Annotated in this window: 10 protein-coding genes; 3 read left to right on the top strand and 7 right to left on the bottom strand. The window is 70.9% G+C overall.

Annotated features, from left to right (window positions below):
* From ACWGI6_RS00150 to ACWGI6_RS00125, 6 genes are all read right to left on the bottom strand, one after another.
* Entirely contained in the window at nt 1-873 is an 873-nt protein-coding gene (locus ACWGI6_RS00150; protein WP_453265409.1) for a helix-turn-helix domain-containing protein, read from the bottom strand.
* 157 nt (nt 874-1,030) lie between these two features.
* Nucleotides 1,031-2,053: a hypothetical protein gene (locus ACWGI6_RS00145; protein WP_453265408.1), complete on the bottom strand. Its 1,023-nt coding sequence runs from the start codon at nt 2,051-2,053 to the stop codon at nt 1,031-1,033.
* Nucleotides 2,054-2,430: 377 nt separating this feature from the next.
* Nucleotides 2,431-3,255 (bottom strand): DUF4232 domain-containing protein, encoded by an 825-nt coding sequence (locus ACWGI6_RS00140; protein ID WP_453265407.1) that lies wholly within the window; start codon nt 3,253-3,255, stop codon nt 2,431-2,433.
* Between the two features lie 164 nt (nt 3,256-3,419).
* Nucleotides 3,420-5,534, bottom strand: a complete 2,115-nt coding sequence (locus ACWGI6_RS00135) for a BTAD domain-containing putative transcriptional regulator (RefSeq protein ID WP_453265406.1) — start codon at nt 5,532-5,534, stop codon at nt 3,420-3,422.
* Nucleotide 5,535: 1 nt separating this feature from the next.
* On the bottom strand, nt 5,536-6,831 hold the full coding sequence (locus ACWGI6_RS00130) for a M18 family aminopeptidase (RefSeq protein WP_453265405.1): 1,296 nt from the start codon (nt 6,829-6,831) through the stop codon (nt 5,536-5,538).
* Nucleotides 6,832-7,120: 289 nt separating this feature from the next.
* Entirely contained in the window at nt 7,121-8,947 is a 1,827-nt protein-coding gene (locus ACWGI6_RS00125; RefSeq protein WP_453265404.1) for an acyl-CoA dehydrogenase, read from the bottom strand.
* Between the two features lie 163 nt (nt 8,948-9,110).
* Here ACWGI6_RS00125 and ACWGI6_RS00120 point away from each other — a divergent pair, with 163 nt between their 5' ends.
* The 3 genes from ACWGI6_RS00120 (at nt 9,111) to ACWGI6_RS00110 (ending at nt 11,987) form a co-directional block, all read left to right on the top strand.
* Complete coding sequence (locus ACWGI6_RS00120; protein ID WP_006604511.1) at nt 9,111-9,584, top strand: SseB family protein; 474 nt, start codon at nt 9,111-9,113, stop codon at nt 9,582-9,584.
* Nucleotides 9,585-9,798: 214 nt separating this feature from the next.
* The gene (locus tag ACWGI6_RS00115; RefSeq protein WP_393908447.1) at nt 9,799-10,752 is read left to right on the top strand and encodes a pirin family protein; all 954 of its coding nucleotides are present in this window, start codon (nt 9,799-9,801) and stop codon (nt 10,750-10,752) included.
* Nucleotides 10,753-10,850: 98 nt separating this feature from the next.
* Entirely contained in the window at nt 10,851-11,987 is a 1,137-nt protein-coding gene (locus ACWGI6_RS00110; RefSeq protein ID WP_453265403.1) for an AI-2E family transporter, read from the top strand.
* Here the strand turns inward: ACWGI6_RS00110 and ACWGI6_RS00105 are convergent.
* Nucleotides 11,927-14,080 carry an ATP-binding SpoIIE family protein phosphatase gene (locus ACWGI6_RS00105; protein WP_453265402.1) on the bottom strand — a complete coding sequence of 718 codons (2,154 nt, stop codon included), beginning with the start codon at nt 14,078-14,080 and terminating at the stop codon, nt 11,927-11,929. The genes ACWGI6_RS00110 and ACWGI6_RS00105 overlap by 61 nt on opposite strands.
* Nucleotide 14,081 lies beyond the last annotated feature (1 nt).

The raw sequence follows: 14,081 nt of genomic DNA, 5'->3' as shown, positions 1-14,081 counted from the left end.
TCAGTCCGGGCAGCTGGGCAGCTCGGTGTTTTCCAGCTGTTCCGGGCGAATTCGGATACCCGGCACCCACACCTGTTTGCCGTCGTGATCAACCCGGAACCAGATGCTGCTGTGCCCGCCCACCTCGTCGGTGACCGAGACCCCATTGGCGATCCGGCAGACGGCGCGCAGCACATCGCCGTGCCAGATATGCCCCACGATGTTGGAGCGGCGATAGAGCCGATACGGGTCGCGGGCCAGGCCGAGTGCGCAGTTCTCGGTGCGCCGGTGCCGGCAGTCCAGTTCGACGTTGTGGACGGTGATCCGGGCGGACCCGGTGGCCGATGCCGCGGCCTGTGAGCCCTGCGCCCGGCCGTCGCCGCCGTCCGACGCGTCCGGGCCGGTCAGCGCCGGTACGGCCCATGCCGCTGCGACGGCCACCACGGCGGCCCCGAGTGCGGTGAGCACCAGCCGCAGCCGACGCCGTCCGGCCGTCGATGTGTCCCCGGCTTCCGCACCGGCCTCGGTCCCCGCCTCGGGCACACCGTCCCGCTCCGCCGCTTCCCGCTCGCCCGCGTCCGCCGCCTCCAGGGCGCGATGCAGCAGTTCGACGAGTGCGGGCAGCCGGTCCTCACCGGTGAAGGAGAGCTTGCACCACTGCACCAGCAGCCGTTCGTCCGGCAGGCTCTGACCGCGCAGATAGCGTGAGAGGGACGAGCGGCTGGCGGGCAGCCGGCCCTCCAACTCCTTGAGGCTGTATCCGAGTTCGCCGTGCATGCGGCGCAGCCCGGCGACGAAGTCGCGTACGGGGCCGGAGAGTTCGTCGGGTAGAGGGGCTAACGGCTTACGGCGGACATGGGCGCCGTGGTTCTGATTGCCAGGCACATCTCGCATTTCAGCACAGCGGACATGCGCGCGCGAGGGGCACCTCCGCTCCCCTGTGGCGGAAGTGCCCCTCGTTACACGATCCGGATCGGTCCCGGATCAGATGGTGACGTTTCACGTGAAACAGCATGCGCTCCTGCGTCAGGCCTCGTGCCCCGGAACGGGGTCAGTCGCCGAACTTCACGGGACGGTAGGGCTTGAACTCGGCGTCACCGCCGGGCAGTCCGTAGCTCAGCGTCCGGTGGTCGGTGCCGTGGCCGCCGCGCTGCTCGTAGGCGGTGTACGAGGAGTGCGCGTCGTTGTTCCACTTCTCGAAGATCACGACATGCCGGGTGTTGTTGTCGCCGGCCGCGTCGATGAGCAGGTCACCGGGCTTGAGCTCGCCCAGCGAGATGGGCCGGGTGATGTTGCGGTTGGTGGCCAGACCCACGGTGTTGGTGCCGGGCGTCGGCAGCCCGAGCGCCATCGAGGCGTAGCCCGAGCAGTCCTGGCGGTAGCCGTCCTTCCAGGTCTTGGCCTGGCTGTACGGCACCTGGGCACCGTTGTTGGCGGTCAGCCAGGTGGCGGCGCGGTTGAGCATGTCCTGACGGGAGCCGCCGGGCTGCGGCTGCCCGCCGCCGCCCTGGACCGGCACGCCCGGCAGCCGGTCCTGTGGGATGTCCACCGCGACCACGCTGAGGAAGCCGCTGACCGGCCCGGTGAGGTGCGCCATGAACGTCGAGCAGGTGCTGCCGTCGCACACCTTGTGGCCGGTGTCGACCTGGTAGTCGGCAGTGATCCGGTCCTGTCCCGGAGCCGTCTTGTTGATCATTCCGACGGCGGGGGAGTTGCTGTCCGCGGTGGCGTGCACCACCCAACGGGTACCCCAGGTGGGGAAGTCGGCGGCCGCGGCCTGCCGTGCGGAACCGGCGCTCGCGGTGTGAGCGGTGAGGGTGGAGCCGGTGGTGGAGGTGTCGCGGGAGAGCTGGGCGACAGCCGCGGAGTGCCCGTCGGCGGCCGTCGCAGGGGCCGTCTGACTGCCATGGGCGAGCCCCGCGAAACCGGCGACGCCGATACCGGCCGCGGCAACCGTGGGCAGCACCGTCCGCAGGAGGGTCCTGCGGAACGGCGACCGCTTGTGGCCCGTGGGCGCTTGGTGGGTCGCGGGGGTTGTGCTGTCTGCCGGGTGCCTGTTGCTGTGCTCGGACATGCCGATTCCCCTCCGTAGGCGGCCGGTTGGCCGATCGGTGAGCCGCGGGATGGTCTGCTCGCGGCGACGGAATCCATCGTCGAGCGGGGCCCGGGGGCCGGCCGGAGGTTCCTCGTCCCATGAGATGTCCCGACCGTGCACACGGCTGTGACCTGCGAAGAGGGGTGGAGCCCGGGACAGGGCGGGCCGCTGCATGAGACATGACGGGATGCCGGGCACGCGAAAGGGCGCCCGCTGGGGGATTGCGGGCGCCCTGGTTCAGGAGGTCTTCGCGTCGGTGGCGTCGATCGCCTCGCCCCGGCACCGGTGGTCGACGGCCTGTCAGGAGGCCGAACGCCGGCCTCCAGCCGGCCGGACTCCGGAGCACCGGACGCGGCTCACCAGGCCGCTGCCGCGCTCGCGTCCGACTGCCAGTACGTCACCCACGCGCTGTCGTCGAGGTACGTCTTGCCTCCGGGGAGAGCCACCGCCGCCGAGCCGCCGATGCTGCCCTTGCCGTCGCGGCCGGGGAGGCTGACCGACAGCGAGGTCACGGTGTGGCCGTTGCGGCCGGAGCCGTCGGCGGACGAGGTCAGCACGCCGGCGTAGCCGGATTCGCCGGGGGCGAGGGTGACCACGGCCTGCGGCCTGCTGTCCGGCAGTTCGGCGAGCGGGGACTGCGCCTCGCCGAACCGCAGAGCGGGGGCGTAGTAGAGGTCGCAGGTGGCGCCGGAGGTGTTGGTGGCCGCCAGCAGAAGGTGGTTGACCGGCCGCTTCAGCGGCTTGGCGACGATGCGGATCTTCGCGGCGTCGCAGGCGGTGTGCCGGACGCCGGGGGCGCCGCCGGACTTGTCCGCACGGTGCGTGCCCGCCCCGGTCGTCGTCCCCGCATCCGTTCCGGTGCCGTTGCCGCCATGCCCCGCGGACGCCTGCTCCGTCCGGCCGCCGTCGGTCCGCTTGCCGCCCTGCGCGGCATCCTCACCCTGCGCCGCCGGGGTCTTGGAGTCCTGGGGCGCCGGGTTGAACGGCTTCGCTGCGCTGGTCTTGAGCGGGTTGTCCTGGCCACCGCAGGCGGTGAGCGTGAGCGCGGCGGCGGCGGTCAGCCCGGCCGCGGCGATCCGGAGCGTACGGCGGCGGACGGTACGGGACCCACGAGGGGCGCCGATGGCGGTCCTGGCGCCGGTCTCGATGACTGCTTCGGAGTGGGCGTGGCTGCGCGGCATTTCCGGTCTCCCCCGGTCGGTGGTCCGCACCGCGCCTGCGGTACGTCCTGCGGTCCGGCCTGTGCTCTGTCCTGCGGCCGACCACCAGATTGCCGCTCGCCGCTGCCGTGCCGCTAACGTGCGCCTAACGCTTCCGCGCCCGGGGCGGGGCGCCCGGCGACGGCTCAGCCGCTGCCGTCACTCCCCTTGCTCCCGTCACCCGTTCCCCTGGTGCCCTCCTCGCCGCTCTCACCGCGCTCATCCCGCGCGAACAACTGCGTCAGCGTGCTGATCGTGTAGACATCGGTGGCCTCTTCGTCCACCAGATGCATCTCCGTGAGCCGGTCCAGACCGTCCTGGGTGCGCTCCGGGTCGTACCCGGCGAGCGCCGCCGCCAACGAGGCGTTGAGGTGCCCGTCCGCGCTGGTCGCCAGCGCGCTGAGCAGCCGGGCATCGTCCGCCGACAGCCGGGCGACGGACATCCGCAGCGCCGCCGCGATGCCGGTGTCCTCCGCCGACAGCAGTGCCAGCCGCCGCCGTTCGTCGCGCAGCGCCGCCGCCAGCCGGGCCAGCCGCCAGCGCGGCCGGGCGGTCAGCTGGGCGGCCGCGGCCCGCAGCGCCAGTGGCAGACCGTCGCACAGATCGACCAGTTCCCGCGCGGCGGCCGGGTCCTCGGCGACCCGCTCGGGGCCGAGCATGGCGCCGAGCAGCGCCGCGCCCTCCTCATGCCCGAGCGTCTGGAGACCGACCGGCCGGGCGCAGTCGGTGGCGACCAGCCCGTCGAGACGGCTGCGGCTCGTGACGACCGTGGCGCAGTGCGGGCCACCGGGCAGCAGCGGCCGTACCTGCGCCGAGCTGCGGGCGTTGTCGAGGACGACCAGCAGCCGGCGCTCCGCGACCAGCGACCTGAACAGTGCCGAGGCGGCCTGCGCCGAGCCGGGCACCCGCTCCGGCGGAGTGCCGAGCGCCAGCAGGAAGTCGCGCAGAATCTCGGCCGGCGGTGCCTCGTCGCCCTCGCCGAAGCCCCGCAGATCGGCGAAGAGCTGCCCGTCGGGGAAGGCCCCGGCGTGCAGATGCGCCCACTGCACGGCGCAGGCGGTCTTGCCGACGCCGGCCGGTCCCGCCACCACCACGAGCGGGCTCTCGCCCGTCGTACGGTCCGTCAGCACCGCGGTGAGTGCGGAGAGTTGATCTTCCCGGCCCAGGAAGCGGGCCGGTGGACGGGGCAGCAGCCGCGGTGCCGCACCGGCCCGCCCGGAGCCGGACCCGTCATGAACGCCGTCCGTCGCGCCTGTCCCCGACCCGTCGGCACCTGGCGCACCAGGGCCACCGCGCGCCTCATCGCTGCCGTCGGGCCCCGGGACGGGTACCCGCCCTTCACCCTCAACGGGCCGTGAACCACCGCCCGTTGCGGAACGGTCCTCTCCGGAAGTCCCGGGGCGCCCGCCTCCGGAAACCGTCCCGGAACGAGCCGCTCCGGACGGCGCCCCACCCGGAGCGGAGCCCGCTGCACGCGCCCCGCCCGCAGGCTTCGCCGCGCCCGTCCGTCCCCCGCCGGCCGCCTCCGCCCGCAGAATGTCCTCGTACGCGCCGCGCAGCCGCTCGCCGGGATCGACACCCAGCTCCTCGTTGAGCAGCCGGCGGGTGCGATGGAACCACTCCAGCGCATCGGACTGCCGTCCCGTATGGAACAGCGCCCGCATCAGCCCGGCGATCAGGCCCTCCCGCAAGGGGTGGTTGACGGCCGCGGAGTAGAGGACGGCGGCGGCCTGTTCATGCTCGCCGAGCGCGCCGTGCGCCCGCCCCAGCGCCTCCACGGCCGTCAGCCGGCGCTCCTCCAGCGCATGCGCGGCGGCCGCGAACGGCGGGCTGGTGACCGTGCCGGTCAGCGCGGGCCCGCGCCACAGCCCCAGCGCCTCGCGCAGCAGCGGTACGGCATCGGCCGGCGCCGCCTCGGGGCGTGCCAGTGCCACCAGCTCACCGAAGCGGTGGGCGTCGATCAGCTCCTCCGGCAGCCGCAGCAGATAGGCCGAGCCATGGGTGGTCAGCTCGATGCCGTATGCCTCCGCACCGCCCTCGGCGAGGGTGGCGCGCAGCCGCGAGACATGTCCCTGGACGACCGTACGGGCGTGTTCGGGTGGCTCGTCCTCCCACAGGGAGTCGATCAACTGCTCCAGTGGGACGGTGGTGTTGGGCTGCAGCAGCAGCAGCGCCAGCACACTGCGCCGTTTGGCGGGCCCGAGCGACAGCTCCGCGGAGCCGGTCGTCACGGCGATCGGACCGAGCAGTGAGAATTCCAACTCAGCCCTCCAGGAAGGCTGTCAGGGCGTTCGCCAGCAGAAAAGGGTCCTCGGCGCCGCACAGCTCGCGTGCCGAGTGCATGGACAGGATCGCCACGCCGATGTCGACCGTGGCGATGCCGTGCCGGGCCGCGGTGATCGGCCCGATGGTGGTCCCGCACGGCATCGAGTTGTTGGACACAAAACTCTGCCACGGGACCTCGGCCCGCTCGCAGGCCGCCGCGAAGACGGCCCGTCCGCTGCCGTCCGTCGCGTAGCGCTGATTGACATTGACCTTGAGAATCGGCCCGCCGTTGGGCATCGGGTGGTGCCCCGGCTCATGCCGTTCGCTGTAGTTGGGGTGCACGGCGTGTCCGGTGTCGGACGACAGGCAGATGGTGCCGGCGAAGGCCCGCGCCCGGTCCTCGTAGGAGCCGCCGCGGGCGAAGACCGAGCGCTCCAGGACCGTGCCGAGCAGCGGTCCGTCCGCGCCGGTGTCGGACTGGCTGCCGTTCTCCTCGTGGTCGAAGGCGGCCAGCACCGGAATGCCGGTCAGTTTGCTGCCGGCCGCCGCCGCGGCGGTGAGCGCGGCCGTCCCGGCGTGTACGGAGAGCAGGTTGTCCATCCGTGGACCGGCCACCAGCTCGCGGTCGCGGCCCAGATAGGCGGGCGCCTCGATGCTGTGCACCATCAGGTCCCAGCCCTTGATGTCGCCGGCCTGGAGGCCGGTCTCCTCGGCGACGAAGGCGATCAGATCGCCCTCGGCCACCTCGCCCAGGCCCCAGATCGGTGTCATGTGCCGCTGCTTGTCCAGCTTCAGGCCGTCGGCGTTCACCGAGCGGTCGAGGTGCACGGCCAGCTGAGGCACTCTCAGCAACGCCCGGTCGACATGGACGAGGCGGTGGCTGCCGTCCGCGAGCGTCACCCGCCCGCTCAGCCCCAGGTCCCGGTCGAGCCAGGTGTTGAGCAGCGTGCCGCCGTAGATCTCGACGGCGACCTGCTGCCAGCCACGGGATCCGGTGTCCGGAATCGGCTTGACGCGCAAATTGGGAGAGTCGGTGTGAGCTCCGACAATTCGGTACGGAGTCGAGGCGCTCGCACCCTCGGGCACGTACCAGGCGATGAGCGCGCCGCCGCGCAGCACATACTTCCCGCCGGTCCCGCCGTCCCATTCATCGACCTCGGCGACCTGCCGGAACCCGGCCTTCTCCAGCCGCTCCGCCGCATTCGCCACTGCGTGGTAGGGCGACGGACTGGCGGCGAGGAAGGACATCAGGTCGTCGGTGTGGCCGCGATCGAAGCGGGCGGAGTTGGTCATGGATTCAGCATAAGGAGCCGGACCCCGCATTCCCCGTGCGCCTGCATCGTGACTCCGCTCCCTTCCGGCCAGGATTTCAGTATTCGGGACCGAAAAGCCCCCTGGAGCGGGGGATTCCGGGTCGATGCCGCGATGTACGGGCCGCGCACCGGCCCGTACGGCCCCGTTGCCTGCCGGACATGACGAAGCCCGCCTCTCCGGGGGAAGAGAGGCGGGCGCCATCACTCTGGACGGTCAATCTGAGAGAACTCTGAGACCGGCCGCCGCGGCAGGTTGCGGAAACCCGCTCCTAGAACGCGGCCTCGTCGAGCTCCATCAGCGACTGGTCGACGGACTCGGCCAGACCGCGCTGGACGCTGACACCCGGCAGGACGTTGTGCGCGAAGAACTTCGCCGCGGCGATCTTGCCGGTGTAGAAGGCCTTGTCCTTCGCCGAGGCGCCGGCCAGCTTCTCGGCGGCCACGGCCGCACCCTTGAGCAGGAGGTAGCCGATGATGACATCGCCGGAGGCCAGCAGCACGCGGGTGGTGTTCAGACCGACCTTGTAGATGGACTTGACGTCCTTCTCGGTCGCCGCGAGGTCGGTCAGCATGGCGCCGACGATCGCCTCCAGGTCGGCGGCCGCCTTGGCCAGCTCGCCGCGGGCCTGCTCCAGCTCCTCGCCGCCGAGGTTGTCGGCGAGGAACTTCTTGATCTCGTCGGAGAGGGCGGTGAGCGCCTGGCCCTGGTCGCGGACGATCTTCCGGAAGAAGAAGTCCTGGCCCTGGATCGCGGTGGTGCCCTCGTAGAGGGTGTCGATCTTGGCGTCCCGGATGTACTGCTCGATCGGGTACTCCTGGAGGTACCCGGAGCCACCGAAGGTCTGCAGCGACTGCGCCAGCTGCTCGTAGGACTTCTCCGAGCCGTAGCCCTTGACGATCGGCAGCAGCAGGTCGTTGAGGCGGATCGCGGCGCTCGCGTCCTCGCCCGCGGCCTCCTGGACGAGGATGTCGTCCTGGACCGTCGCGGTGTAGAGCACCAGGGCGCGCATGCCCTCGGTGTACGCCTTTTGCGTCATCAGCGAGCGGCGCACGTCGGGGTGGTGGGTGATGGCGACGCGCGGGGCGGTCTTGTCGGTGAAGGCCGCCAGGTCCGGGCCCTGCACGCGCTCCTTGGCGTACTCCAGCGCGTTGAGGTAGCCGGTGGAGAGGGTGGCGATGGCCTTCGTGCCGACCATCATCCGGGCGAACTCGATGATCTTGAACATCTGGCGGATGCCGTCGTGCTTCTCGCCCAGCAGCCAGCCCTTGGCCGGGTGGTTGGCGCCGAAGGTCATCTCGCAGGTGTTGGAGGCCTTCAGGCCCATCTTGTGCTCGACGTTCGTGGCGTAGGCGCCGTTGCGCTCGCCCAGCTCGCCGGTCTCCCAGTCGAAGTCGTACTTCGGCACGATGAAGAGCGACAGGCCCTTGGTGCCCGGACCGGCACCCTCGGGGCGGGCGAGGACGAAGTGCACGATGTTCTCGGACATGTCGTGCTCACCGGAGGTGATGAAGCGCTTGACGCCCTCGATGTGCCAGGTGCCGTCCGCCTGCTGCACGGCCTTGGTGCGGCCGGCGCCGACGTCCGAACCGGCGTCCGGCTCGGTGAGCACCATGGTGGAGCCCCACTGCTTGTCCACCATCAGCTGGGCTATGCGGTGCTGCTCCTCGGTCCCCTCCTCGTGGAGGACGCCGGCGAAGGCGGGGCCGGACGCGTACATCCACACGGCCGGGTTGGCGCCCAGGATGGTCTCGGCGAAGCCCCAGAGCAGGGAGCGGGGCGCGGTGGTGCCGCCGAGCTCCTCCGGGATGCCCAGACGCCACCACTCGGCGTCCATGAAGGCCTGGTAGCTCTTCTTGAAGGTGTCCGGAACCGGAGCGGTGTTGGTGTCCGGGTCGAAGACCGGCGGGTTGCGGTCGGCGTCGGCGAACGACTCGGCCAGTTCGTTCTCGGACAGCCGGGCGATCTCGGACAGCACGCTCTTGGCGGTGTCGACATCCATCTCCGCGAACGGTCCGGTGCCGTACACGCTGTCACGGCCGAGCACCTCGAAGAGGTTGAACTCGATGTCGCGGAGATTCGACTTGTAGTGCCCCATGGATACGGCTCCGTAAGGGTTCGGGAGGGAGGACCTCAAACGCAATACCAGCAAGTAGCAAGTGCCTACGATGATGCTACCCACCGGTAATAAGAATCAACCCCTACCGCCCATCTGTGACGAGCGTCCCCCGACGAATCGCCGACTCAGTACGCTGTGGCGCATGTACGGCTACGACCAGAACGCGGGTGCCGGGCAGCAGCAGTACGGAGCGCCGCCCCCGCCGCAGCAACCGGCCCCCGGGGGCTACGGCGAACAGCCGCTGTATCCCGAGCCGTCCCCGCCCTCCCTCGCCGATGCGGTGCGCGCCTTCACCACCGGCTCGACGTCGGCCGAGGACTTCCAGGGCATCTTCTCCACGTCCAAGATCTACTGCCCGCGTGGTGACAACCCCGGCTTCCTGGCGCTGCACAACACCCAGCAGCCGGTGATCCCGATGTTCACCTCCCTCAAGGAGCTGCGGCGGTACGCGGGCAAGGAGTCCAAGTACTTCGTGATCACCGGTGCCGAGGTGCTCGACCTGCTGCCGACCGGCTACGGGTTCGTCCTCGACATGGAGGGTGATCACCGGATGGTCTTCGATGCGAAGGCCGTGGAGCAGATGGTCGACTTCGCGATGCGGCGCATGTATGGCTGACCGCCACTGCTGTGCAGATGGCTGATGGCCGCCGCTGCGGCTGAGTCGAGGGCCGGTCCCGGGAGTGGGGCCGGCCCGATGTGTGTCTCGGTCCGGGGCCTGGGCCGGTCCGGATCAACCCCCTTCGACCTGCGGAAATACGCGCGGGAATGCCGCACGCCTTGCAGATTGTTCACCATTCAACTAAGTTGAGCGAACGACCGAGGAGGCCGTCATGCCCGCTGTGACCGTTGAGAACCCGCTGACCCTGCCGCGTGTGGCGGCGCCCGTCGCGGCGCACGCCCGCCCCGTGCTGGCCGTTGCCACCGCTCCGAGCGGTTTCGAGGGCGAGGGCTTCCCGGTGCGCCGGGCGTTCGCCGGCATCGATTACAAGCACCTCGACCCGTTCATCATGATGGACCAGATGGGCGAGGTGGAGTACGCGCCAGGAGAGCCCAAGGGCACGCCCTGGCACCCGCACCGCGGCTTCGAGACGGTGACGTATCTGATCGACGGCACCTTCGTGCACCGTGACTCGCACGGCGGCGGCGGCGTCATCAACGACGGCGACACCCAGTGGATGACGGCCGGCTCGGGCCTGCTGCACATCGAGGCGCCGCCGGAGTCGCTCGTCATGTCCGGCGGTCTCTTCCACGGCCTCCAGCTGTGGGTGAACCTGCCGAAGAGCGACAAGATGATGGCCCCCCGCTACCAGGACATCGGTGGCGGCCAGGTCAAGCTGCTGACCTCGGGTGACGGCGGCGCGCTGCTGCGGCTGATCGCCGGTGACATCGATGGCCACAACGGTCCGGGCATCACGCATACGCCGATCACGATGATGCATGTGTCGGTGAACCCGGGCGCCGAGCTGACCCTCCCGTGGCGCAAGGACTTCAACGCCCTCGCCTACGGCCTGGCCGGACGCGGCTCGGCCGGTGTGGAGGGACGCCCGTTCCGTATGGGCCAGGCGGTCGTGTTCGGTTCCGGTGACTCGATCACGATCCGGGCGGACGAGTCCCAGGAGTCGCGCAGTCCGAACTTCGAGGTGGTGCTGCTGGGCGGGCTGCCGATCCGCGAGCCGATGATGCATTACGGCCCGTTCGTGATGAACACCCACGCCGAACTGGCGCAGGCCTTCGAGGACTTCCAGGCCGGCCGGCTCGGGACGGTCCCCGCCGACGAGCGCTGACGTCGTGTCGGCAGCAGGGGCGGCGTTTCACGTGAAACGCCGCCCCTGACCCGTTTCGGGGGCCGCACCAGGGCCTCCGGCCATGGTGGACTGTCCGGGTGCAAAACGATTCGGATGGAACAGGGAGCGGCGCCGAGCCTGAACGGCCACTGCCCTCACAGCCGTTGCTGCCGGTCCAAGCCCGCCGTGCCGCGGCCTGGTGTCTGATGGGGCTGCTGATCGCGGCCGTGGTGGCCCTCGTCGTGTGGCTGTGCGTCGAACTGAGCGCGGCGGTCACGCCTGTACTGCTGGCACTGCTCGGCAGCGGACTGCTCGGACCGCTCTACCGGCGGCTGGTGGCGATGAAGCTCAACCGTTCACTGGCGGCCGGACTGACCTGTGCCGTCCTCGTGGTGGTGGTCGGCGGTGCCGGGTTCATCGTCGTCAACGCGCTGGTCGACTCCGGTGACCAGATCATCTCCTCGCTCAGGCAAGCCGCCAAGGACCTCTCCCAGCACTTCGGTGCGGCCGGTACATCGCTCGACGATCTCGCCTCCAAATCCAAGGGACTGGTCACCAATTTCGGCGGCACCGCGGCCTCGGGGCTGCTGACCGGGGTCAGCGCGGTCGGCCAGTTCCTCGCCGCCTCGGTCCTGGCCCTGCTGCTGACCTTCTTCTTCCTGCGCGACTCCCACAAGGCCGTACGCACGTTGAACGACTGGGCGCCCGGCAGCTCCGCACCGCAGTTGGAGCGGATGGCCCGCCGCGGCTTCGAGTCCATCGAGGGCTTTATGCGGGGCACCACCTTCATCGCCCTGATCGACGCCATCTGCATCACCGTCGGACTGCTGATCCTTCGGGTGCCGGGCGCCCTCGGGCTGGGCGCGCTGGTCTTCGTCGGCGCCTATATCCCCTACCTCGGCGCCTTCATCTCCGGCACCGTGGCGATCCTCGTGGCGCTGGCCGACCGTGGCTTCGTGATCGCACTCTGGGCGCTCGGCGTCGTCCTGGCCGTGCAGGTGCTGGAGGGGCATGTACTGCAGCCGATGATCCAGAGCCGTACGGTCCATATGCATCCGGCGACGGTGCTGCTGGCGATCACCGCGGGCGCCAGCGTCGCCGGAATCCTCGGCATGCTGCTGTCCGTACCACTGACCGCCGCCGTCACCGGCGTGCTCCACGAGCTGCGGGTGTACTACACCGAGGGCCCGGACTCCGGTGACACCGGACCCGCCGCGTCCCCCGCGTCCTCGTAGAGCTCGAACCACGTCGACTTGCCGTCCCCGCGCGGATCCACGCCCCACGCCCCGGCCAACAGCTCCAGCAGCAGCAGACCGCGTCCCGACGACGCCAGCTCGCCGGGGCAGCGGCGGTGCGGCAGCTCGTCGCTGCTGTCCGCGACATCGACGCGGATGCGCCGGGCGCCTCGCTCGCCGGTGATCTCGGCGACCAACAGCGCGTCCCCGTCGGTGTGCAGCAGGACGTTGGTGACCATCTCGGAGACCATCAGCACCGCCGAGTCCACCTGGTCCGGGTCGGCCCAGTCGTGCAGCACGTCACGGACCTGACGGCGCGCCTCGGCTATCCGCTCCGGCTCGGCCTGCGCGACGGAGAGCACGGTGCGCCGTACGGGCTGTGGCGCGAGCAGGCCGCCGGTCCCGATCCCGCAGCCGGCGCCCTCGCGGCTCAGCAGCAGCACGGCGATGTCGTCCTCACGGCGGTCCACCAGCGGTCCGGTGGTGTGGTGCGAGGACGGCCCGTGCACCGCCTGGACCAGGGCGTCGGCGAGCCGCTCCAGGCTCTCGCCGTCCTCGCCGTTCTCATGCGTCTCGATGATGTCGCGCAGGCGCGCCCAGCCGGTCTCCAGATCGTGGCCGCCGGTCTCGATCAGTCCGTCGGTGCACACCATCATGGTCTCGCCGGGCTCCAGGACGAGCCGGGTGGTGGGGTAGTCGGTGTCCGGGACGATGCCCAGCGGCAGCCCGCCCGCGGTGGGCCGGACCAGCATCGTGCCGTCGCTCATCCGGATCGCCGGGTCGGGGTGGCCGGCCCGAGCGATGTCCAGCAGCCCCGTTGCCGGATCGACCTCGATGTACAGGCAGGTCGCAAAGCGCTGATCCTCGCCGTGGCCGCGCAGTTCGGTCTCGTTGATCCCGGCCAGAAACCGGGAGGCACGGGAGAGCACCGCATCGGGGTGGTGGCCTTCGGAGGCGTAGGCCCGCAGCGCGATCCGCAGCTGCCCCATCAGGCCCGCGGCCCGTACGTCGTGCCCCTGGACATCCCCGATGACCAGCGCGATCCGCCCGGACGGCAGCGGGATCATGTCGTACCAGTCGCCGCCGACCTCCAGCCCGCCGCCGGTCGGGACATAGCGGGCCGCAACCGTCATCCCCGGGATGTCCGGCTGCACCGTCGGCATCATGCTGCGCTGCAGCCCCAGTGCCAGCTCTTGCTGCTCCTCCTGCACACCGGCCCTGGCCAGCGCCTGCGCCAGCATCCGGGCGACGGTGGTCAGCACCGAGCGTTCGTCGGGCGTGAACGCCACCGGCTGGGCGAACGCCGCCATCCAGGCGCCGATCGTCCGGCCCGCGTTGACCAGCGGCAGGAACGCCCAGGACGTACGGCGGAAGCGGGCGGCCAGCGGCCAAGTGCCGGGGTAGCGGCGGCTGTAGTCCCCGGGGGTGGGCAGATAGATGGCCCGGCCGGTACGGATGACCTCGGCGGCCGGATAGTCGGTCTCCAGCGTCATGGCGACGAACGGCCGCTCGTCGTCACCGTGGTGGCCGTGGTGGCCGATGACCGACAGCCGGTCGCCCTCGGTGCCGAAGACCGCCAGCCCGTCCGGCATGAACCCGGGCATGGACAGCCCGGCCGCGACCCGCAGCACCTCGGCGGTGGACCGCGCCTCGGCCAGCCCCCGGCCCGCGTCCAGCAGGAACGCCTCGCGCGAACGCCGCCAGTCGCCGGTTATCGGGGTGTGCGCGGCGGAGGTCCCGGGCTGCGGCTCGGGCACCTCCTGAAGGGTTCCGACCAGCTCGAAGCCGCCGTCGACGACCCGGGGGCGGGAGCGGGAGCGGACGATGCGTTGCACCCGCCCGCGCTCGTCCACGATGCGCAGCCGGGCCTCGGCGAGCGTCTTCTCGGCGACCGCGAGCTGCACGATCCCGTTGATCTCGGCGAAGTCGACGGGATGAAAACGGGAGCGCACCGCGGCCTCGGTCAGCTCCACCGGGTCGGCGGGCAGGCCGAGCAGCCGGGCCGCTTCGGCGTCGAGGGTCACCCGTCCCGATGCGTTGTCCCAGCGCCACAGGCCGGTCGCGATGGCGGCCAGGAGATCCTCGGTGCGCATT

The organism is Streptomyces sp. NPDC054786 (genome assembly GCF_053611685.1).
The sequence above is the reverse complement of the archived record's forward strand: the minus strand, read 5'-3'. Positions and strand labels throughout refer to the sequence as shown.